A 20531-nucleotide genomic window follows, 5' to 3' on the forward strand; every position below is an offset into this window, starting at 1 on the left:
ACAGAAGAAGGAGGCGAGCGATGGAAGCTCCGCAGTACGTCGCGGCCCGCGTCCAGCAGGCGCTGGCCGAGGACGGGCGCACGCATGAGCTCGGCATCCGCGTCGACATCCGAGGTGACCAGCTCTTCCTGCGCGGGCAGGTGTACGGGTCCGAGCAGCGCCAGCGGCTCGGCCAGGTGGCGCACGAGGCCGCACCAGAGCTGCACGTGCACAACGAGATCAAGGTCGTGGAGGCCGGCGAGCCCGGGGAGGATGAGCACCTTGACTGACCTGCGCATAGCGGCCGTGGGAGACATCCACCTGGGCGAGGACGTGAGAGGCCAGTACAAGCAGCGGCTGGAGGGCATCGAGGACCGTGCCGACGTCTTCATGCTGGCGGGAGACCTGACCCGGCACGGCACGCTGGAGGAGGGCCGGCTGGTGGCCGACGAGCTGCGCGGCCTGCCGATCCCGGTCCTCGCCGTGCTCGGCAACCACGACTACCACTCCGACCTGCAGTACGAGATCGCCGGGGAGTTGCGCGACGCGGGCGTCGTCGTGCTCGACGACGACGGGGTCGTGATCCAGTGCGGCGACAGGAAGCTGGGCGTGGTCGGCGGGAAGGGCTTCGGCGGCGGGTTCGCGGGGAAGTGCGCGAGCGAGTTCGGCGAGCGCGAGATCAAGAACTTCGTGTCCCACACCCGCTACATCGCCGAGGCGTGGAAGGTCGCGCTGAAGGAGATCGTGGCCGACCACCGCATCGTGCTGTCGCACTACTCCCCGATCAAGGAGACGCTGGAGGGCGAGCCGCCGGAGATCTACCCGTTCCTCGGCAGCTACCTGCTGGCCGAGGCGGTCGACACGGCCGGCGCCGACCTGATCCTGCACGGGCACGCGCACAGGGGCAGTGAGAAGGGCATGACGCCCGGCGGCATCAGGGTGCGGAATGTGGCAATGCCGGTGCTGGGCAAGGCATACGGCGTCTACCGCCTGGAGTGCTTCAACGGGTACTGACAGAACCGCTGGACCGCTCTCGGGGATCGGCCCAGCGACCTGGGATGGATGGGGAACCCGCGGCTCCCCCTAGACATTGAAGATGCTCACCCCGCCGGGCCCGACCAGGAATCCGAGGACGATGAGCACGATTCCCCAGAGCAGGTCACGCCGGGCCAGGATCACGTAGATCCCGGAGACGACGAGGATTACCGCGATGATCCAGAGCAGTGTAGCCATGCGCCTGCCACTGCCCTCAGGGATGGCCGCATAACATGGACTCGCCGCCGGGTGCCCCGCGGGCAACGTCTAGCTGACCACCGTCTGGGTAGCCCGATCACATGAGCAGCCACGGCCACGCGGTCACCGATGCCATCCTCGACACGCTCAAGCGTGCCAGCTCCGGGCTGAAGGATGCCGGAGTGAAGTTCGCGCTGGCCGGTGGGTGCGCGGCGTACGCCAGGGGGGCGGCGCCCTCGCTGCACGACGTGGACTTCGTGCTCACGGAACACGACGTGCCGGCGGCGCTGGAGGCGTTGCGCGGGCTGGGGTTCCAGACGGCCAAGCCGCCGGAGGACTGGCTGGTCAAGGCGTACGACGAGGGGCGGCTGGTGGACCTGATCTTCCGGGTGTCCGACCTGCCGATCACCGACGAGCTGCTCGACCGGGCCGAGCCGCTGAAGGCGTCGGCGGTGATCGTTCCCGTGCTGGAGGCCACCGACCTGGTCATCTCGTGGTTGTTGCCGCTGTCGGAGCACGCCTGCGACTACGGGGCGCTGCTGGCCCAGGTGCGCGCGATGCGGGAGCAGGTGGACTGGCCGCGGGTGGCCGCCGTGCTCGCGACCTCGCCGTACGCGATGACGTTCCTCACCCTGCTGGAGCGACTGGACGTGCTGGAGGGGCCCATTGAGCCGGTCGGGGACCCCAAATGGCCGTAAGACCCTTGCGAAGTGCTTGCATGCAGGCATTAGGCAAGTAGCCGGGCGCACCCTCTCCATGACCAGGAGGGGGCAGAACCATGCGAACCAGCTCAGATCGGCTCTACGACATCGACGGGCTCCGGCTGCTGGCGGCGCTCTGCGTCGTGTTCTTCCACTACACGTTCTCCGGCTGGGCCGGCGGCACGAGCCCGGTGGCCTTCGCCGCGGAGAGCTCCTGGTCGAAGTACGGCTACCTGGGCGTGGACCTGTTCTTCCTGATCAGCGGGTTCGTGGTGCTGATGAGCGCGTGGGGCAGGAGCCCGCGCTCGTTCCTGGTGTCGCGCGCCGTGCGGCTCTATCCGGCGTACTGGGTGGGCATCGCGGTCACCGCCCTGGTCGCCGTGACGCTGGGGCAGGGGCTGTTCCAGGTGTCGTTGCCGCAGGTGCTGGCGAACCTGACGATGTTCCAGGCGGTGCCCGACATCGCGAACGTGGACGTCGTCTACTGGACCCTCTGGGTCGAGCTGCGGTTCTACCTGCTGATCCTGCTGTTCACCTGGATCGGGATGACCCAGGGACGGATCATGGCCGGGTTATGGGGCTGGCTGGGACTGACGCTCGCGGTCGAGGCGGGGGTGCTGCCGGGGTTCACCGACCTGATCGTGCAGTCCGAGTTCTCGCACTACTTCATCGCCGGGATGGCGCTGTTCATGCTGTACAAGTTCGGACTGAACCTGCAGATCGCCCTGCTGGTGCCGATCTGCCTGGGCAACGCGGTCTTCCGCGCCATCGGGTACGCCGACGCCGTCGGGGAGCGGTACGCGGTGACGTACTCGCACGTGATCATCACCGCCGTGGTCGTGGTCGTCTTCCTGGTCATGACCCTCGTCGCGCTGCGGGTCACCCACCGGCTGGCCAGGCCGTGGCTGGTGACGGCCGGGGCGCTCACGTACCCGCTGTACCTGCTGCACGCCCACGTCGGGTTCGTAGTGTTCGGCCGGGTGGGGGAGTCGGTGAACAAGCACGTGCTGCTGTACGGGCTGATCCTGGTCATGCTCGGGGCCGCGTACCTGATGCACAGGTTCGTGGAGCGGCCGCTCGCGCCGCGGCTCAAGCTCCTGTTGTCAGGGCGTCCCGCCGCCGCTCCTGCTCTGGGCGTGCTCGTGGCGGGGCGTTCCTGACTATCGCGTACGCGCTCCAGGTGCGGATACGATCCCGGTTGTGAAGGGGGGCCAGGTGAGCCTCAACAGCGAGCAAGAGTGGGCTCCTCCCGGGGTCGATCCGGCGCAACCGAGCGTGGCCCGCGTTCACGACGCGTTGCTCGGCGGCATGGAGAACTTCGCGTCAGACCGCTCGGTGGCTCGCAGGCTGAGGGACGCGGTGCCCGAGGTGGTGGATCTCGTCTGGTGCAATCGCGCCTTCATCGGCCGGGTCGTCGACTTCCTGATCCGCGAGGCCGGCATCAGGCAGATCATCGACCTCGGCGCCGGGCTGCCGACGATCGAGAACACCCACGAGGTCGCCCAGTTCGCCGACCCCATGTCCAGGGTGGTCTACGTCGACATCGACCCCATGGTGGAGCCGCACGCCCGCGCCATCCTGAACGGCAACGCGTACGCCGCCGCCATCACCGCCGACGCCCGCGACATGGCCGCCGTGCTCGGCCACCCGTCGCTGACCCGCCTGATCGACCTGTCGCAGCCCACGGCACTGCTGGCCGTCGGGCTGCTGCACCTGTTCCCCGACCGCGACGACCCGCACGGGCTGGTCAGGGAGTACATGGCGGCACTGCCGCGAGGCAGCTACCTGGCCGCCTCCAACATGCTCGCCTCGGTCAACCCCAAGGCCCAGGCGCTGGAGGCGATGCTGCAGGCCACCATGGGCACCGGCTACTTTCGCGACCGCGCGTCCATCGCGGCCTACTTCGACGGCCTGGTGCTGGTGGAGCCGGGGCTGGTGCACTTTCCCGAATGGCATCCGGACGATCGCCTCCCCGGCCCGCTCGCACCCTACGAGGAGCTCCTGCTGGGCGCCGTCGCCCGCAAGCCTTAAAGCGGCTGATCACCTGGCTGTGCGGCGGCGCGATATCGGGATGAGTCCTACGGGGACGCCGCGCTAGGGTGTGGCCCATGCCGCGACTCCTGATCTGCTCCCCGCCGCCCGCCGAGTAGCGGGCGGCATTTCACGAAATTTCCGGGTCTGACCGATCCGGGGGTGGTTGCTGCCCGCACACCGGGCCCATTCCAACCACTCCATCCGGAGAACTCCTGTCATGACCCATGTCTCCGCCCGGCGGGGCGCTGTTTACGTGTCCGTGGCCGCGACCGCCTGGGGCACCGGCGGCGCCGCCGGTTCGCTGCTGTTCGAGACGGGCGGCCTCGGTCCCGTCGGCGTGTCCCTGTGGCGTTACCTCCTTGGCGCCGCCTTCCTCCTTGCCCTCACCCGCTCGTTCCACATCGGTCTCAACCGGCGGGTCCTGCTGGTCGGCGCCGGCATGGCCCTGTACCAGACCGCGTACTTCGCCGCGATCGCCCACTCGGGCGTGGCGGTCGCGACCGTGGTGACGATGGGCGCCACGCCGGTGTTCACCGCCCTGGGCAGCCGCTTCCTCCTGCGCGAGCGCCTCGGCGGGATCGCGCTCACAGCCCTGGCCGCCGCCCTCGCCGGGCTCGTCCTGCTCACGGCCGAGACCGTGCTCGAAGCCCGGACGTCCTCCCTCACCGGCATCGGCTTCGCCCTGGCCTCGGCCGCCGGGTACGCCGGGGTCACGCTCTTCTCCAGGCGGCACAGGGACGACTCGCAGGGCATGGCGATCGGCGGGTTCCTCGTCGGCGCGGTGTGCCTGGCGCCGTTCGCGCTGGTGGACGGGGTGGTGCCCGAGGTGAGCGTGGCGTCCGTCGGGCTGCTGCTCTATCTGGGCGCCGTGCCGACCGCGCTCGCGTACGGGCTGTTCTTCCGCGCGCTGACCGTGCTGCGGGCCACCACCGTCTCGATCATCTCGCTCGGCGAGGCCGTGGGCGCGGCGGTGCTCGGCGTCGTGTTGTTCGGCGAGCGGCTCACACCTCTCGCCTGGTCGGGGTGCGCGCTGCTGCTGGCCGCCGTCGCGGTCCTGGCCGTACGGGCCGAAGCGGGCTGACTCGGGCGGGAGCGGTGTGACGGTCCAGGCCGCCGGATGGGTTAAGGTCCGGTACGGCGACGGCTGACGTTATCGTCGCTCCGCTGAAAGAGGGAACGGTGTCGGCGAAGCGCGCGTTGGAGGAACTGTGGCCTCAATAAAGGGAATCTTCAGGAACCTCCTGGATCGTCCGGGCGGGGTGCCCCTGACCCCTTACCTGAAGATCGTCAAGGCGGCGAACGGGCGGGCCGACCGGATCGGTGAGCTCGACGAGCTGCCGGTGCCGGGGATGGACGATCTGGCCGAGTTCTGCGCCGTCGCGCGTGAGGCCGCCGACCGGACGCTGGGGCTGCGGCCGTACGATGTGCAGCTCCTGGGCACCCTCGCCCTCCTCGACGGGAAGGTCGCGGAGATGGCCACCGGCGAGGGCAAGACGTTGTCCGGCGCCATGGCGGCGGCGGGGCACGCGCTGCAGGGCAGGCGCGTTCACGTGATCTCGGTGAACGACTATCTGGCCCGGCGCGACGCGGAGTGGATGGGACCGTTCTACGAGGCGCTCGGCGTGAGCGTGGGCTGGATCGGGCAGAATTCCACGCCGGACGAGCGGCGGGCCGCCTATGCGAAGGACGTCACGTACGGGCCGGTCAGCGAGATCGGGTTCGACGTGCTGCGGGACCGGCTGCGTACCGACGCGAGCGAGATCATCGTGCCCGCGCCCGAGGTGGCCCTGATCGACGAGGCCGACTCCGTGCTCGTGGACGAGGCCCGGGTGCCGCTGGTCATGGCCGGGGCCGCCGACCCCGGCAGCGCGGTGCCGGAGATGGCGGCGCTGGTCAGGCAGCTCGTACGCGGCTACCACTACGAGATCGACGAGCAGGCCCGCAACGTCTACCTGACCCCCAAGGGCGCCGACAGCGTCGAGAACCTGCTCAGCGTCGAGCTCTACGACGAGCACGAGCCCGGCACGCTCATCGAGCTCAACCTGGCCCTGCACGCCCACGCGCTGCTCGCCCGCGACGTCGACTACATCGTGCGCGACGGCAAAGTGCAGCTGATCAACCCCTCGCGCGGCCGGGTGGCGCTGCTCCAACGCTGGCCGGACGGCCTGCAGGCGGCCGTGGAGGCAAAGGAGGCGCTGCCGCCCAGCGAGAAGGGCGAGATCCTCGACTCGATCACCGTCCAGGGCCTGATCCGCCGCTACCCGCGCATTTGCGGCATGACCGGCACGGCCGTGGCTGTCAGCGAGCAGCTCGGCGAGTTCTACGGCCTCAAGGTCGCCGTGATCCCGCCCAACCGGCCGTGCGTCAGGAACGACGAGCCGGACCGCATCTACCCGACCGTCCCCGACAAGGACGCCGCCCTGGTCGAGGAGATCCAGGAGGCCCACGCCACCGGCCGGCCCATCCTCATCGGCACGCTCGACGTGGCCGAGTCGGAAAACCTCGCCATGCTCCTCCAGCGCCGCGGCCTGGAGCCGGTCGTGCTCAACGCCAAGAACGACGCCGAAGAGGCCGCGATCATCGCCAGGGCCGGGGAGCGCGACGCCATCACGGTCTCCACCCAGATGGCCGGCCGCGGCACCGACATCCGCCTCGGGGAGGGGGTTGCCGAGCTCGGGGGCCTGTACGTGATCGGCTCCGGTCGCCACGCCAGCAGCCGCCTCGACGACCAGCTCCGCGGGCGGGCCGGCCGCCAGGGCGACCCCGGGGGCTCGGTCTTCTTCGTCAGCATGCAGGACGACCTGATCACCCAGTTCGTGCCCGACGAGCGGCCGCCCGCCGCCGACGCGGACGGTCTCGTACGGCACCGGCGCGGGGCGTACCTCGTGGGCCACGCGCAGCGCGTCGCCGAGGGCGTCAACCTGGAGATCCACCGCAACACGTGGCGCTACACCCGCCTCCTGGAGCACCAGCGCGAGCTCATCCTGGAGTGGCGCGACAAGGTCCTGCACGGAGACGCCGCCGCCAAGGCCCTGTCCTCGGCCGATCCCGAACGCTGGGAGGCACTCGCCGACGACGCCAGGGACGAGACGGCCCGCCAGATCGTCCTGCACGCCATCGACCGCTGCTGGACCGAGCACCTGGCGTTCCTGACGGACCTGCGCGAGGGCATCCACCTGCGGGCGCTGGGCCGGATGAGCCCGGTCGACGAGTTCCACCGGGAGGCGGTGGCCGAGTACAAGTCGCTGCTGGCCGAGGTCGAACGGCGCTCCCTGGAGTCCTTCGAGGCCCCGGAGCCGGATCTGCAGCGGCCTACGGCGACGTGGACGTACCTGGTGCAGGACAACCCGTTCGGCACGGAGTGGGACCGCATCCTCAAGCGCGTCACGGCGGCCACCCGGCGGGGCTGATTTCGTACCTGACACTAGATGGCAGGTATGCCTGGAACGCTGAGCTCATGACAACAAAGGCGAGGCTCCTGGCCGTCACCATCGACTGCCCGGAGCCGAAGAAACTGGCCGCGTTCTACCACGAGATCACCGGGTGGGAGATCCAGTACTCGGAGGACGAGTACGCGGCCATCGGGGACGGGACCAACAGCATCTACTTCGGCCGCGTCCTGGACCGGAAGCCGGTGGTGTGGCCGAGCCCGGACAAGCAGTTCCACCTGGACTTCAGGGTGCCGGATGTGGAGCGGGCGGTAGCGGAGTACGTGGCGCTCGGGGCGACCAAGCCCGAGTTCCAGCCTGGGGTGACGGCGGACGGGGTGGGCTGGATCGTGCTGCAGGACCCGGCCGGGCACCTGTTCTGCGTCTGCCCTGAGAAGTCGTAGCTCGCGGCTGGGGTGGCGTGCGTGCATGGGGCACGCACGCCTTCGTCCACCTGGGGGCGGTGTTCGTGCTGGTCGACGGCCGTTCTTGGTGAATGATCAGCCTTAAGTATGATTCGAGCGCTCCACATCCCTCATAGGCTGGAGCAATGCTCTTGGAAGGATCCATGCCCCTGCGCGGGCGACCATGACCTGGGTCGGCCTGATCATCGCCCTGGCGGGAGCGCTTGGATACGCGCTCGGCGCGGCCCTGCAACAGTACGAGGCCGTGGCCGAGGGCGCCTCGTTCAGACTGGTGCGGCGCCCTCGCTGGTGGATCGGCGGCATCATCGGCTTCACCGGCGCCTGCCTGCACGCCGTCGCGCTGAGCTTCGCCCCGCTGGTGGCCGTCCAGCCGATCAGCGTCGCCACGCTGGTGTTCGCCGTACCGCTGGCAGCGTTCATGTACGGCCGCAAACCGTACAGAGCGGAGATCCTCGGCTCGCTCGCGGTAGCCGTCGGGCTGCTCTGGCTCATGCTCCTGGTGCCGCAGCACAACGTGATCCCCAGGTTGAGCAACGGCGCCGCGCTGGGCTTCGTGGCCGTGATCGGCCTGATCGTCCTGATCACCCAGCTGATCGCGAACCGGGTCCACGGCCCGAACAAGGCACTCCTGATGTCCGTGGGCGCCGGAGCGGTCACGGCGAGCGTGTCCACGTTCGTCCGCGTGGTCGGCGGCGGCATGCAGGGCGACTGGGGCAGGCTGTTGCACTGGTTCACCATCGCCGTGCCCGTGTTGCTGGTCTGCGCGGTGGTGCTGTTGCAACGCTCGTACGCCGTGGGCTACTTCGGCATCGCCTACGCCGGCGTACAGGTCGTGGACCCCATCACCTCGGTCCTCGCCGGCGCGATCCTCCTGGGCGAACCCCTGCCGACCAGCCCCTCCACCGCCATCCCTGCCCTACTGGCCAGCGCATTGACCATCGGCGGCACGATCACCCTCGGCCGCCTGACCCCCGACCACTCCCACCCCGCACCGGTCAAGGTCGTCCCGGCCGCCCGCCCGGTAACGGCCACGTCAGAGGTGACCTGACCCGCTCCATCCCACCTCCGGTCACCTGGTTCGACGAGGGTCCGCGGTCACCTCGTACAGATCCGCTTCTTCGGAGACCTCCACTATCCGGCCCAGAGACGCGGCCTCGCCCGCAGCCATCGTCGGCTCCACCGACCGAAGAACCTCAATCACCTCATTGGGCAGGGTGGTCCGCTCTCCCGCCGCTCCGGCCAACTCTGCGCGCCCGCGAGGCGAGTGCCGCACCGCATCCGCCAGTGGATCCAGCGGCGCCCCCGGCAGAACTTGTCGCCAGCCAGGAGTCTGGCCAGCCGATGGCTCATTCGTACGTCGAGCGTCAGTCATCGATCTTCTCCAGTCTGTTGTTGCCGCTCATGGAGTTGCCGCCGGCACTCCTCCGCCAACACGGAGTACGCCTCGGCGATGGCCGCGTAGATCCGCCGTTGAAGCAGCCGTGATCCCTCTGCCCGGCCGACTTTCCCGAACAACTGCCCCAACTCGGCGTCGTAGGCGGTCAAATTATGTCGGAGGTAGTTGACCATCCATCGGCGTAGTGTGGGGCCGTCCACTTCCTTGAGGCGGGCAGGCTTCGGAATGTGGTCAACCCGGTCCCACGCTCGTTCGGCATCTCGGCGGTTTCGGTGATCTACCGCCCTGCGTGCCAAAACATCCCATTCCAGAACCGGTATCGCGATTCTCACCTCCTCGACGCCGGCAAGGGTTTCCCCACGCCTCCGCTCGGCGGCGGCCTTCGCCGCCTCCGACTGCCGCGTGGCTCCAGCACGCAGCACGGCGAACGACTCCGACCGCTCGGCCAGCATCACCCTCTCCGTCTCGTACAGCCTCATCGGCGATGCCGATCGGAAGACAGGATTGGGACGCAGCAGGTCCGGTGGATCCAACATTTTCCGGATCATCGTCGGACTCCAGCCACGCTCGCGCAGCTCAGCCAGCGTGAAGTACTCAGACACCGTGCCCCTCCCGATCGGCGACCAAGTCAGCATGGAAGAGCACGTCGAGCCACCGTCGGCCCGAACCGGGTTCTGTGGAGGACGTTGGGTTGTCCACAATCAGGGGTTTGACCTGGTGTTTTACGGCTACGCTGCCCCGTCGTTTTCGTTTTCGCAGGTCAGGGCAAGTTTTCCCTACTAGATCTCCTATCCGATCAAATGGGGTCCCGATCGTCTGCGGCACCGGCCCAGAGGGACGCGACGAACCAGGACCCCACCCCCAGCCGAGTGCCGCAGGCGGCTGGGTGCGGCATCAGCCAGGGTCATCCCCGGAAGCAACGCCCAGGGCGCCTCCACCCTGGGTAGCGGGTAGCCGTGCTTCCGGAGGCTTTTCGTGGGCCGCCCGTCCAGTCGTGGCCTACGTTGGCCAAGCAAAGTCGGCGGACTGCATCGGCGGACCGATCCCACACAATTGTTGGCACCTCGAGCGCCTTGGGCCAATGCCGGGAAGATAAGCGTTCTGGCTGGTCAGCCTGGGTTAAGGACGGTCAGGGCACATGCAGCGCCGGCACCGGGTGTTGCCGGGCCTGCGTGATGTCCTGCACGCCGCCAGCGCGATGTTCTAGACCTCGCTGGTCAGCTGACCTTCGCGAAGAACGCGCGCATGTCGGCTGCGAGGGCGTCGGGCCGGTCCATCGCGATGAAGTGGTGCCCCGAGGGGTTGTCCGCCGGCCAGTGCACGATCGTGTTGTGCCGCTCGGCCAGCCGCCTGATGCCGGGCGGGCCGCTGTACACGCCGGTCGGCACCGCCTTCTGGCCCGCCGGCCAGGCCGACGCCGAACTGTCGTAGTACGTCCAGGACGACGAGCCGAACGTGCCGGTCAGCCAGTACAGGGTCACGTTGGTGAGCAGCAGGTCACGGTCGATCGCCTTCTCCAGCGGCCCAGCCGCCGAGAAGTCGTGGAACTTCTGCGTCATCCAGGCCAGCGCGGCCAGCGGGGAGTCGTGCCAGCCGTACGTGAAAGTCTGCGGCGCGGACCGCAGCAGCGCGTGGTGGTCCACGCCGTGCATCCAGTCGGCGGACATCAGCGCGGCGAAGGCCGCCCGCTCAGCCTCGTCCATCTCCGGCACGTCGGCCTCCGTCGGGAAGCCGAGCCCGCTGATCACGTAGACGCCGACCACATGCTCGGGAGCGAGCCTGGCGATCTCCGGCGCGATGTAGGCGCCGAGGTCGCCGCCCTGCGTGCCGTACCTGTCGTAGCCGAGGCGGCGCATCAGCTCGGCCCACATGCGGGCCACGCGCGCGGTGTCCCAGCCGGGGCCGCTCGGCGCGGCGGAGAACCCGAAGCCGGGCACCGACGGCACGACCACGTGGAACGCCTGCCGCGGGTCACCGCCGTGCGCCGCCGGATCGGTGAGCGGGCCGATGAGGCCGGCGAACTCCACGAACGAGTTCGGCCAGCCGTGCGTCAGGACCAGCGGCAGCGCGTCCGGCTCGGCCGAGCGCACGTGCAGGAAGTGCACGTCGTGGCCGTCGATCTCGGTGACGAACTGCGGGAACTCGTTCAGCCTGGCCTCGTGCAGCCGCCAGTCGTAGCCGGTGCGCCAGTGGTCGTCCAGTTCCCTGAGCAGGTCGACGGGCACGCCGCGGCTCCAGCCCTCGCCGGGGAGCTGACGGGGCCAGCGGGCGCGGTCCAGCCGGTCGCGCAGGTCGTCCAGGTCGGCCTGGGGGATCTCGATACGGAACGGCTTCATGACTCTCCTCGTGTCGGTGGTGCGCCCACACGTTAGGCATCATGTAGGCCGGTTCTTGTCCTAGATGTCCGGCATCCTGGACGGCATGACCGACACCGCGGCACGACTGCTCACCCTGCTGTCCCTCCTGCAGACCCCACGTGAGTGGCCGGGCAGCGAACTCGCCGAGCGCCTGGCGGTCAGCCCCCGCACGATCCGCCGCGACATCGACCGGCTGCGCGAGATGGGCTACCCCGTGGAGGCGAGCATGGGCGCGGCGGGCGGCTACCGGCTCGCCGCAGGCAAGGCCATGCCGCCGCTGCTGCTCGACGACGAGGAGGCGGTGGCCATCGCGGTCGGTCTGCGCATCGCGGCGGGCAACCCGGTCGAGGGCATCGAGGAGGCGTCCGTGCGGGCGCTGGCCAAGGTGGTCCAGGTGCTCCCGGCGCGGCTGCGGCACCGGGTGAGCGCGCTCGGCTCGGCCACGATCACCATGCTCGGCGTGGTCGGCCCGAGCGTGGACCCGCAGACGCTCGCGACGCTCGCCGGGGCGGTCACCGCCGGAGAACGGCTGCGGTTCCGCTACCGTGCGGCGGACGGCGCCGAGACCAGGCGGCTGGCCGAGCCGTACCGGCTGGTGGCCTCCGGCCGGCGGTGGTACCTCATGGCCTGGGACCTCGACCGAGACGACTGGCGGGTCTTCCGCGTCGACCGGATCGGCGACCCCCTGCCGACCGGCGCGCGGGTGACGCGCCGCGAACCGCCCGGCGAGGATCCCGCCGCCTTCGTCACCCGGGTGCTGCACTCCGGCGTCCCCACCTACGAGGTGCGCGCCACCCTCCACCTGCCCGCCGACCAGGCGGTCGCCCGCCTCGGCGCCGACCCCGCCGACGTCAGCCCCCTCGACGACCACACCTGCTTGCTGCGCGGCCACGCCGACACTCTGGAATGGCTGGCGGCGAGGCTGCTCATGCTGGGATGCGAGTTCGAGGTCCACGACCCGCCCGAACTCCGCGCCCACCTGCGCGACCTGGCCGCCCGCGCCTCCCATGCCGCCTCGTGAGGGTCAGGCGTCGAGGATCTTCAGGTCGAGCCGGTCGAGTTGGGCTGGGTCGGCCAGCATCTCGATCGACACGATGCGGCCGTCCGCGATCTCGAACCTGAACACGACGCGCGGCCGGCCGCCCTGCGCCCACACGGCCCCGGCCGTGCCGTCCCACGAGGGCGGGCCGGGCCGCACGGGCACGCCCCGAAAAGGTCTCGGCGACGGCCGCCGCGCCGCGCACCAACTCCTGCTTGGAGCGGGTGACGGGAATCGAACCGGACCATATTAGGGTTCTCACCTGCGGGTTTGCTGTTCGGGCTGGTCGCGCCTATCGGGTTGGGCCGTGTTCTGCCCACTCCTGCCGGTCCGGTCCTGGGTAGCCGGTAGCCGTGCTTCCGGAGGCTCTTTCCGTGGGCCGCCCGTCCAGTCGTGGCCTACGTGCGTCAAGCGAAGTCGGCGGACTGCATCGACGAACCGATCCCACACAATTGTTGGCACTTCGAGCGTCTTGGGCTGCCAGGCGACCGGCCTCTTATGCTCGGCCAGACCCTCGTCGATCTCGAAACGCACCCATCCCCGTCTGTCGTTCACCTTTTCCGCCGCATGAACGCCGCGCTTGATCTCATCCAGGAAGTTGATCCATGCGTCCTCTCGCACCACCATCCGCATTTGCCGCCAACGGGAAGGGACCGAATTTATCCCGACGTGCTTCCAGATGGCCCGGCTCTTCGTCGATCATGGCCTACTCCGTGGGATACGCCAGAACGGCCCACACGACACGACGACTCGCCTCCGTCGTGTAGGTGCCCCAGTCCTTCGAGTACGCCGCTACGAGGCTCAGGCCACGACCGGACTCCGCCGTGATATCCGGCATCCGTAGCCGGAACTGGCTCACCGGCCCTACTACGCCGGGATCGGTCACCTCCAGCAGAATGAAGCCCTCACCGCGACTGGCGCTCAACACCAGCCACTCCCGGCCGAGACCCTTGGACGGGTGGATGACGCCGTTCGTCACCAGCTCGCTCACGATCTGAAGGGCGTCAGGCAGGAGTTCATCCCCCTTGCCCAGCCATTCGGTAAGAAGTTGTCGTGCCCGCTGCGGAGCCCTTGGATCCCGATAGAGACGAGCAGTCGAGATCCGGGTTGCACCGTTCGGTGGTTTGGTCGCGTTCTGGACATTCGTAATCGCTGCCACCGCCACTCCCTAACTCGCGTCAGTTCGCCCGGCCTTACAAAGATCGCTCTCATTCGTAGGCTCTGGCGTCGCCTTGCCTGAAGTCACTCGCCAGAGTGCCAGCTAGGCGTTACGTTGAGTAGCGAAAGGACAAGACAATCAGCCACACGAAAACGTCCGAGATTGCGTGTGTCGTGCTGTGTGGTTCCCCCTACTGCCCCCTGCAGGAGACCCAAATGCCCTCAAAAGAGTTTGGACCCGGACGCCAGCCCAGCGGCAAGATTTGGGTATGAACTTCGCAGACATCGAGAAGCGAAGGGGATGACGCAGGCGGAGGTTGGAGAGAGAACCGGCTTCGCTCCTACGACCATCGGCGCATACGAGCTGGGCACACGTCGCCCGCACCTGGACCTCGCACAGGCGTGCGAAGAGGTATTCGGCCTGGAGCCCGGAGCAATGGTCAAGTGGCTGCCGCAGGAGCCCGCTCAGGCTGCCCCGAAGTGGTTCGGTCCCTGGAAGTTGAGAGAACGCTCCGCCCGGGCGATCTACACCTGGGAGCCCGTCATCGTGACGGGTCTGCTTCAGACGCGGGAGTATGCAGCGACCATCCTTGGAAACAGGCCCGGCAAGATCCCCGCTCAGATTCAGGAGGAAGTCGAAGCGCGGCTGGAGCGTCAGGCCATCCTCGCTCGCGACGAACCCGTACTACTGTGGGCCTTTATGGACGAATCTATCCTGTATCGTCCGATTGCAAGTGAAGCCATCACACGCCAGCAGCTCGAACACCTAGTCGAGATGTCTGAAAGACCTAACATCACGATCCAGATCCTCCCGCACCGAGCTATGAGCGCTATAGGTGTGGACGGCGCTTTCGCGCTCGCCCAGATCCCGGGCGAGCCGGATGCGGCTTACATCGAGGGCTGTCTTTATGGGCAGATTCGGGACACGGGCGAAGACGTGGACATTCTCAAGCGGAGGATGGATCAAATCAGGTCAGAGGTGCATTCGCACCGCATTTCGATCGAACTAATCAAGAAGAGGCTGGAGGAAGAATGGACCTGGAGCTGAAACGAGAGATCGCCAGTGTCGTTTGGATCACGGCGTCCAGTGGCAACGGTGGGAACTGTCTTGAAGTGGCATTCCTCAGTGGGAACCGTGTCGGGATCCGCGACACCGAGCGGCCGGACCTGGAGCCGTGGGTGGTCCGCCGTGCCGTCTGGGACACGTTCAGCGATGGCGTGAAGCGAGGGGTTTTCGACCGCTCGACCTGAGCTGACATCGCAAAAGGGGGCCTGGCCAGCCGTCAGGCCCTCCTTCTTTGCGACCACACATCTCTGTCTGTCGCCCGACACACATGCATGCCGAAGAGCCGGCCATGGGCATCACGTATAGGACACTTCCGGCAGGTGGATCGCACATACGGCCGCAGGATAGATCTTGCTGGAAATACCCGCCATGTTATGATCACGACATTATAAGTTCCTCTTCCGGGGGATGATGTGGCTTGGTTCGGACAAGAGCTGCCATCTTGGTGACGTTCATGTGCTGTCTATGCGGCTGCCAACCACGAACCGCTAACGAGTTCTTCATTTCCAATGAGACCCGGGAAACCCTCGTCGTCTCCTGGCGGTCGAACGGCGCGCCCGTCGCTACGATTTCACCGGGTTCGAGGGCCGACCTCGGCGCGATTCCGGAGCCTCTCTGCGAAACCTCCGAGAAGGTCGAGGCTTTGGACGCCAGGGCGCCCAGCGGCAGGACGTTCTCACGTACTCTGCCGATCTGCGTCGGCACCACGTGGCGGATCCGCCCCTGACCTCCGGCTTGGCCGTACAGCCGGTTTCGGGGTTACACGGGCCGGACCTCAATCGGCGGGAAAAGGACGTCGCAGATTTCAGAGCGCGGAATCGCCGGCCCGGGTTCGCCGATGACGCCCTCCCCCCTGCCGATGAGCTGGCCTGCCCAGTCTTCGACCGTGACGGTCAGCCGCGACCCCGACGCAGTTCTCGAGGCTCCCGTGGAGTCTGGCGGTCAGGTAGGACCCTTCGTTGTCCCCCGTACGGAGCGGGATGGGGACGAACCTGGAATAGCCTCCGGCTGGTAAGGCCATGACGCTGGTCTACGACAAGGTGACCGATGAGCTCACCGGCTGGAGCCTGACCCCCGGCCCGGCCGATCTGTCCCAGCTCGGCGTGGTGAGCAAGCTACAGCCATGACGAATCGACCGGGTACGACCACCCCTGATGTTGATCAGCGAAGACCTGCGGACGCCACGTGCGAAAGACATCCCCGGAGTTAGATGTCAAGCAACGAGCGGTTCGGCATGGTGCGCTACCCGGCCGGTCATACCGTCACCCAACACGCGCAGGTTTGTGGCGCCTCGGTCAACCCGGCGGCATACGGCCGCGCACTCCCGCCGTGGGGCACGCGGCCGCTTGAGACGTAGAGGGACGGATTACAGCGGCATCCTGCCTCGGACCGCGTTGGATTGCGTCTTCTCCGGCTGCTGCCAGATATTGCTCGGAACCAGGTACCACTCCAAGAGGTCACCCCGGTCCGCGGGATAGTCATCGAGCGGGGCAATGATGCGCGGTGGGCCAAAGGTCCAGCCCCACGGCCAATGCCGCCGCGCGTTCTCGGTCACGTTGTATTCGTGGATGTTGTATCCGACGTCTGTCCCGACGTGACTCCAGCTCAGGTCCACCCATCCCCATGCGCCGTCGCGAACCGTCGCGGCCAAGTCGGTCGGCGCCGCGATGTAAGGGCAGCCGACGTGGTTGTTCGCCTTGTCGGTATCGCTCTGGTAGCTCCAGGAATTGTAATAACTCTTGTCCACCTGGAGAGTGTTCAGCCGCAGGATGCTCGCCGCCGTCTGCTCCGGTGGTATTCCGTCCGCTGCAAACTTCTCCGGGAACGGCGTGTACTTGGCTCCGCGCATCTCGCGGTGGTCGCTTCTGTACGCGGCGGTGTCGGGAACGACGCTCGCGGACTGCGCGGCCACGGTGGTCGTCGCTGCGCTGGGATCGAAGCTTGCCTTTTGGACATTGACGAACCGGGCCCGGTAGATGGACGGCTCGTAGTCGTTCTCGGCGCGGCAACCCAGGGTGACTCCAGTAGAGTTGACATTGTAGGAGATCACCAAGGCGCTGCTGTCCGATGACAGCCCCTCATGCAGGTGAAGATCGTAAACCATCTTGAAGTCGGGCGCCTTCTGGATCTGGTCGGGCAGGGCGTACAGCCTGACTCTGGCCGTGGTGAAGCCGTATCGAGTGGTGGAGGGATAGGCCACCACCTCGTCGTCCACGCTCCCGAGCCTGGTCGTGCGGATGCTCGAAGCCGCCGAGATCGGCGAAGGTGACAAGGTCTTGGAGATCGGCACCGGAACCGGCTACTCCACTGCGTTGATGTGCCACCGATTGGGCGATCACGCGGTGACGTCCATCGAGTTCGACCCCGTGGTCGCCGACCGCGCAAACGTCGCCCTAACCGTCGCCGGGTACATGCCCGCGCTCGTGCAAGGGGATGGGTTGCTCGGGTACGAACCCAACGCACCATATGACCGGCTCATCGCCACCTGCTCAGTGCGTACCATCCCACCCGCGTGGCTGCGGCAGATCAGCGAGGGCGGGACGATCACGGCCCCCATGCTGGGATGGACGGGAGGGGTCGCGTTCGCACATCTCCGGGTCGCCGCCGACGAGACGGCAAGCGGCCGATTCCTCAACGACGACGTGTACTTCATGCCCGCCCGGCCGCACGCGGCCCCGCCCCTCGAAACCATGGAGATGGGCATCGGAGAGGTGAGCACGACCGCGATTGACCCGTCGCTCTTGAAAGGCGACACCGCCCTCTTCGTGGCCCAGCTCGCTGTTCCTCAGGCGCAGCACGGATGGGCCGGAGAAATCCTGACACTGCACGACGTGGAGATGGGCTCGCACGCCGACGTCAGACCGTCTGAGGGTGGCGAGTGGCTGGTCCACCAGTACGGGCCGCAACGCCTGTGGGACCGGGTTGAGAGGGCCATCGAGACGTGGCAAGAAGCCGGACAGCCGCATCAGTCCGGTTTCGGGCTCACCGTCACACCCGAGAGGCAATCGGTGTGGCTGGGCAACCCTGACGGGCCGTCCTGGAAACTGCCCACCTAACGCCGACTTCTTTGGTTGAAGTTCTTTTGGGAACCCCCTCGGGCCGGCCGCCGCACTGCGTGCCTTCGGCCCGCTGGACTCACCGTAGACCCGGCACCGGGCGGCTCCTTCCAGGTCAGCGGGCATCGGCTCCTTCTGGGCCGGCGTTCTTGTCGTTCCCGCCCATCACCGGTGGGCGCCAGCGCAGCAAGTCGTCCATCGAGCGCAACATCAGATCCGGGCTCAACCTGGCAGCCGCCGACATCCCGAAGTCGCGCAACCCGACCGCCACCGGATTACGGAGCTTGGTCAGCTTGCAGATGGTCATGGCCTGCCGCACGATCTTCGACGTCCGCTCCAGCCGCGCGGCGGTGTAGGCGGCGAGGGCTCCACCGGCCGGTTCCGCGTCATCGGCCGGGTTGGCGGGGCCGATCAGGTGGGCGAGTACGATCGCGTCCTCGATCGCCTGGCAGGCCCCCTGGCCCAGGTTCGGTGTCATCGGGTGGGCGGCGTCCCCTACCAGCGCCACCTTGCCCTGGTGGAAGGCGGGCAGCGGCGTGTCGAAGTAGTAGATGTCGTTACGGATGATGTTCGCTGGATCGGCGGTTCGCAGCAGTGTGGGGATCGGCTCGTGCCAGTTGCCGAAGCGCCGGAGCAGTTCCTCCCGTTCGTCCCCATGGGTGGCTCCCGCGGGCGACACATCGGTCGCGTACACGTACACGATGTCGCCCGCCAGCAGATGGACCCCGAACACCAGCCCCCGCCCCCAGCTCTCCGTGCTCCGGATCGTCAGGTCACCCCTCGGTATGAGCCCGCGCCAGGCCGTGACCCCTGAGTACGTCGGACCCGGGTGCTCGGGGAATAGCGCCCGCCGGGTCGCCGAGTGGATGCCGTCCGCGGCCACGATCAGGTCGGCCGCCAGATCACCGTCCTCGGTACGCACGGTGCCGGCGTCGGCGTCCACCCCGGACACCGTGGTGTTCAGCCGCAGGCGATCGGTCCCAAGCGCGTCCATGAGCACGTCCATCAACGTCGCCCGCAGCGTGACCACCATCGAATCCCCGTAGCGCGCCTCCGCGTCGTCCCCCGAGGTGTGCACGAGCCACCGCCCGTTGGCCTTGCGGATCCCCACCTGTCCCTGCAACCTGGCGAGCTCGCGAACCTCGTCGCCGAGGTCGAGCGTGTCGAGTGCCTTCAGGGCGTTGGACGCGATCGCCAGCCCCGAACCGACGGGGTCGATCTTGGGTGCCCGTTCCAGCACGGTCACGTCCCAACCTTTGCGGCGGAGCGCCACCCCGGCGGTGAGCCCGCCGACACCCCCGCCGATCACCACAGCCTTGGACATCTCCGGACGCCTCCTTCACACTACGTCTGTAGTTTCAGGATACTACGCCTGTAGTTCGGTCCCACTACCGCTGTAGTATGAGTGCCCGTGAAACGCTCAGAGACCGTCGCGGACACGGCCATCACGCTGCTGGCCGAGCGGGGCATGCGCGGCCTCACCCACCGGGCCGTCGACGAGGCGGCGGGCCTGCCGCCCGGGTCCACGTCCAACCTGGCCCGCACCCGCGCCGCCCTGCTGGAGCTGACGTTGTCGCGGCTCACGGAGCTGGAGATGCGGGCGCTGGCCCCGGCGTACCAGAGCGATTTCGAGCTCTCCGACCTGCCCGGCCGCATGGCGGAGGCGATCCACATCCAGCTCATGGACCGCAGGCGTACGCTGGCCCGCTACGAACTGGCCCTGGAGGCCACCCGGCGGCCGGAGCTGCGCAAGATCTACGACGAGGCCGGCCGCCGTTTCCGCGACCCCGCCGTCGGCCTGCTGGCGGCGCTGGGCTCGCGGGATCCGGTACGGCATGCGCGGCAGTTGGTGGCATTCGGGGAGGGGCTCATGTTCGACGCCATCGCCGGCGCCGGTGCCATGCCCACGTTGGACGAGCTCAACGACGCCATGCGCGACCTGCTGGCGGGCATGCTCCGCTGAGCCGAGCCGCCTCCCCGGTCAGCCGGATCAGCTGCCTAACGCTGCAAACGTGGCCGGTGTTGTGGCCACTCCTCTTCGAGGATGCCGAAATAGACCGTGTCGCGCCAGGTGCCGTCGGGCCGCTTGCGATGGCGGCGCAGCGTGCCCTCGTGCAGGCCGCCGATGCGCTTGATGGCGTTCTGCGACCTGAGGTTGAGGTGGTCGGTCTTGAGCAGGACCCGGTTGTAGCCGAGGCCGAAGGCGTGGTCGATGAGCAGGAGCTTGCAGCCGGTGTTCACGGCCGTACGCCAGACCGCGCGGCCGTACCAGGTCCAGCCGATCTCGATGCTCTCGTCGAAGCCCGGCACGTCGCAGTACGTCGTCCAGCCCACGGCCTGCCCACTCACCACCACGGCGAACGGGATGTGCCGGTCGTCGTCCATCAGACCACGTGCGACCTTCGCCAGCTCCTGCTCGGAAAGCGGCGCGCGTACCGGCAGCCAGCGCCAGACCTCCTCGTCCCCGCCCCCGGCGGCGAACAGGTCGGGTACGTGATCCAGGGTGAGCGGCTCGAGCCGGACGACGTCGTTCTCGAGCACCACGGGGGCGGGCAGCTTGGCGGTCATGGCGGCAACCCTACGAGGCGTACGGAATCACGATGATGGCCACCTGTCCCTGTTTACGGGGAACCACCTGTCGACACTCATACCGGCCGGT

The 20531-nt window shown here is 68.0% G+C and carries 22 protein-coding genes; 14 read left to right on the forward strand and 8 right to left on the reverse strand.

The window, feature by feature from the left end:
* Positions 1–20: 20 nt before the first annotated feature.
* Positions 21–269, forward strand: coding sequence for a BON domain-containing protein (locus tag ACFLIM_RS16365; protein WP_393166096.1), 249 nt, complete (start codon positions 21–23; stop codon positions 267–269).
* Positions 253–993, forward strand: a complete 741-nt coding sequence (locus tag ACFLIM_RS16370; RefSeq protein ID WP_393166098.1) for a metallophosphoesterase family protein — start codon at positions 253–255, stop codon at positions 991–993. The genes ACFLIM_RS16365 and ACFLIM_RS16370 overlap by 17 nt, the downstream gene beginning before the upstream one ends.
* A gap of 69 nt (positions 994–1062) precedes the next feature.
* Here ACFLIM_RS16370 and ACFLIM_RS16375 read toward each other — a convergent pair whose 3' ends face one another.
* Entirely contained in the window at positions 1063–1212 is a 150-nt protein-coding gene (locus ACFLIM_RS16375) for a GPGG-motif small membrane protein (RefSeq protein ID WP_393166100.1), read from the reverse strand.
* Positions 1213–1313: 101 nt separating this feature from the next.
* Between ACFLIM_RS16375 and ACFLIM_RS16380 the strand changes: the two genes are divergently transcribed.
* The 7 genes from ACFLIM_RS16380 to ACFLIM_RS16410 all read left to right on the forward strand — a co-directional run bounded on the left by ACFLIM_RS16380 (position 1314) and on the right by ACFLIM_RS16410 (position 8848).
* Complete coding sequence (locus ACFLIM_RS16380) at positions 1314–1910, forward strand: nucleotidyltransferase (protein WP_393166102.1); 597 nt, start codon at positions 1314–1316, stop codon at positions 1908–1910.
* A gap of 80 nt (positions 1911–1990) precedes the next feature.
* A complete protein-coding gene (locus ACFLIM_RS16385) occupies positions 1991–3073 on the forward strand; it encodes an acyltransferase family protein (protein WP_393166104.1) in 1083 nt (360 codons plus the stop codon).
* A 55-nt stretch (positions 3074–3128) separates the two neighbouring features.
* Positions 3129–3944 carry an SAM-dependent methyltransferase gene (locus tag ACFLIM_RS16390; protein WP_393166106.1) on the forward strand — a complete coding sequence of 272 codons (816 nt, stop codon included), beginning with the start codon at positions 3129–3131 and terminating at the stop codon, positions 3942–3944.
* A gap of 220 nt (positions 3945–4164) precedes the next feature.
* A complete protein-coding gene (locus ACFLIM_RS16395; RefSeq protein ID WP_393166108.1) occupies positions 4165–5028 on the forward strand; it encodes a DMT family transporter in 864 nt (287 codons plus the stop codon).
* Positions 5029–5206: 178 nt separating this feature from the next.
* Positions 5207–7357, forward strand: a complete 2151-nt coding sequence (secA2, locus tag ACFLIM_RS16400) for an accessory Sec system translocase SecA2 (protein ID WP_393166110.1) — start codon at positions 5207–5209, stop codon at positions 7355–7357.
* A 47-nt stretch (positions 7358–7404) separates the two neighbouring features.
* Positions 7405–7779, forward strand: a complete 375-nt coding sequence (locus ACFLIM_RS16405) for a VOC family protein (protein WP_393166112.1) — start codon at positions 7405–7407, stop codon at positions 7777–7779.
* A gap of 184 nt (positions 7780–7963) precedes the next feature.
* On the forward strand, positions 7964–8848 hold the full coding sequence (locus ACFLIM_RS16410; RefSeq protein WP_393166114.1) for a hypothetical protein: 885 nt from the start codon (positions 7964–7966) through the stop codon (positions 8846–8848).
* Positions 8849–9168: 320 nt separating this feature from the next.
* On the opposite strand, the gene ACFLIM_RS16415 is transcribed toward ACFLIM_RS16410, so the two are convergent.
* Positions 9169–9798 (reverse strand): hypothetical protein, encoded by a 630-nt coding sequence (locus ACFLIM_RS16415; protein ID WP_393166116.1) that lies wholly within the window; start codon positions 9796–9798, stop codon positions 9169–9171.
* Positions 9799–10413: 615 nt separating this feature from the next.
* Positions 10414–11532 carry an epoxide hydrolase family protein gene (locus ACFLIM_RS16420; protein ID WP_393166118.1) on the reverse strand — a complete coding sequence of 373 codons (1119 nt, stop codon included), beginning with the start codon at positions 11530–11532 and terminating at the stop codon, positions 10414–10416.
* An 85-nt stretch (positions 11533–11617) separates the two neighbouring features.
* Between ACFLIM_RS16420 and ACFLIM_RS16425 the strand changes: the two genes are divergently transcribed.
* Positions 11618–12574: a helix-turn-helix transcriptional regulator gene (locus ACFLIM_RS16425; protein WP_393166120.1), complete on the forward strand. Its 957-nt coding sequence runs from the start codon at positions 11618–11620 to the stop codon at positions 12572–12574.
* Positions 12575–12577: 3 nt separating this feature from the next.
* Here the strand turns inward: ACFLIM_RS16425 and ACFLIM_RS16430 are convergent, their stop codons facing one another.
* Complete coding sequence (locus tag ACFLIM_RS16430) at positions 12578–12757, reverse strand: hypothetical protein (protein ID WP_393166122.1); 180 nt, start codon at positions 12755–12757, stop codon at positions 12578–12580.
* Positions 12758–13298: 541 nt separating this feature from the next.
* On the reverse strand, positions 13299–13757 hold the full coding sequence (locus tag ACFLIM_RS16435) for an ATP-binding protein (RefSeq protein ID WP_393166124.1): 459 nt from the start codon (positions 13755–13757) through the stop codon (positions 13299–13301).
* 174 nt (positions 13758–13931) lie between these two features.
* Between ACFLIM_RS16435 and ACFLIM_RS16440 the strand changes: the two genes are divergently transcribed.
* Positions 13932–14798, forward strand: coding sequence for a helix-turn-helix domain-containing protein (locus ACFLIM_RS16440; protein ID WP_393166126.1), 867 nt, complete (start codon positions 13932–13934; stop codon positions 14796–14798).
* Positions 14783–15001: a DUF397 domain-containing protein gene (locus ACFLIM_RS16445; RefSeq protein ID WP_393166128.1), complete on the forward strand. Its 219-nt coding sequence runs from the start codon at positions 14783–14785 to the stop codon at positions 14999–15001. Before ACFLIM_RS16440 ends, ACFLIM_RS16445 begins: the two co-directional genes overlap by 16 nt.
* 1181 nt (positions 15002–16182) lie before the next feature.
* Here ACFLIM_RS16445 and ACFLIM_RS16450 read toward each other — a convergent pair.
* Positions 16183–17031: a hypothetical protein gene (locus tag ACFLIM_RS16450; RefSeq protein WP_393166131.1), complete on the reverse strand. Its 849-nt coding sequence runs from the start codon at positions 17029–17031 to the stop codon at positions 16183–16185.
* A 22-nt stretch (positions 17032–17053) separates the two neighbouring features.
* Between ACFLIM_RS16450 and ACFLIM_RS16455 the strand changes: the two genes are divergently transcribed.
* A complete protein-coding gene (locus tag ACFLIM_RS16455; protein ID WP_393166207.1) occupies positions 17054–17872 on the forward strand; it encodes a methyltransferase in 819 nt (272 codons plus the stop codon).
* 115 nt (positions 17873–17987) lie between these two features.
* On the opposite strand, the gene ACFLIM_RS16460 is transcribed toward ACFLIM_RS16455, so the two are convergent.
* Positions 17988–19196, reverse strand: a complete 1209-nt coding sequence (locus ACFLIM_RS16460; protein ID WP_393166133.1) for an FAD-dependent monooxygenase — start codon at positions 19194–19196, stop codon at positions 17988–17990.
* A gap of 87 nt (positions 19197–19283) precedes the next feature.
* Between ACFLIM_RS16460 and ACFLIM_RS16465 the strand changes: the two genes are divergently transcribed.
* Entirely contained in the window at positions 19284–19835 is a 552-nt protein-coding gene (locus tag ACFLIM_RS16465; protein ID WP_393166135.1) for a TetR/AcrR family transcriptional regulator, read from the forward strand.
* A gap of 35 nt (positions 19836–19870) precedes the next feature.
* Here ACFLIM_RS16465 and ACFLIM_RS16470 read toward each other — a convergent pair whose 3' ends face one another.
* Positions 19871–20440, reverse strand: coding sequence for a GNAT family N-acetyltransferase (locus ACFLIM_RS16470; protein WP_393166137.1), 570 nt, complete (start codon positions 20438–20440; stop codon positions 19871–19873).
* Positions 20441–20531: the final 91 nt, after the last annotated feature.

The organism is Nonomuraea marmarensis (genome assembly GCF_043197025.1).
In the GTDB taxonomy this organism is placed as follows: Bacteria; Actinomycetota; Actinomycetes; order Streptosporangiales; family Streptosporangiaceae; genus Nonomuraea; species Nonomuraea marmarensis.

Excerpts from the sequence above, each read along its gene's own strand:
- ACFLIM_RS16365 (WP_393166096.1), top strand. The coding sequence starts at position 21 with ATGGAAGCTCCGCAGTACGTCGCGGCCCGCGTCCAGCAGGCGCTGGCC.
- ACFLIM_RS16370 (WP_393166098.1), top strand. The coding sequence starts at position 253 with ATGAGCACCTTGACTGACCTGCGCATAGCGGCCGTGGGAGACATCCAC.
- ACFLIM_RS16375 (WP_393166100.1), bottom strand. The coding sequence starts at position 1,212 with ATGGCTACACTGCTCTGGATCATCGCGGTAATCCTCGTCGTCTCCGGG.
- ACFLIM_RS16380 (WP_393166102.1), top strand. The coding sequence starts at position 1,314 with ATGAGCAGCCACGGCCACGCGGTCACCGATGCCATCCTCGACACGCTC.
- ACFLIM_RS16385 (WP_393166104.1), top strand. The coding sequence starts at position 1,991 with ATGCGAACCAGCTCAGATCGGCTCTACGACATCGACGGGCTCCGGCTG.
- ACFLIM_RS16395 (WP_393166108.1), top strand. The coding sequence starts at position 4,165 with ATGACCCATGTCTCCGCCCGGCGGGGCGCTGTTTACGTGTCCGTGGCC.
- ACFLIM_RS16405 (WP_393166112.1), top strand. The coding sequence starts at position 7,405 with ATGACAACAAAGGCGAGGCTCCTGGCCGTCACCATCGACTGCCCGGAG.
- ACFLIM_RS16410 (WP_393166114.1), top strand. The coding sequence starts at position 7,964 with ATGACCTGGGTCGGCCTGATCATCGCCCTGGCGGGAGCGCTTGGATAC.
- ACFLIM_RS16420 (WP_393166118.1), bottom strand. The coding sequence starts at position 11,532 with ATGAAGCCGTTCCGTATCGAGATCCCCCAGGCCGACCTGGACGACCTG.
- ACFLIM_RS16425 (WP_393166120.1), top strand. The coding sequence starts at position 11,618 with ATGACCGACACCGCGGCACGACTGCTCACCCTGCTGTCCCTCCTGCAG.
- ACFLIM_RS16445 (WP_393166128.1), top strand. The coding sequence starts at position 14,783 with ATGGACCTGGAGCTGAAACGAGAGATCGCCAGTGTCGTTTGGATCACG.
- ACFLIM_RS16455 (WP_393166207.1), top strand. The coding sequence starts at position 17,054 with ATGCTCGAAGCCGCCGAGATCGGCGAAGGTGACAAGGTCTTGGAGATC.
- ACFLIM_RS16460 (WP_393166133.1), bottom strand. The coding sequence starts at position 19,196 with ATGTCCAAGGCTGTGGTGATCGGCGGGGGTGTCGGCGGGCTCACCGCC.
- ACFLIM_RS16470 (WP_393166137.1), bottom strand. The coding sequence starts at position 20,440 with ATGACCGCCAAGCTGCCCGCCCCCGTGGTGCTCGAGAACGACGTCGTC.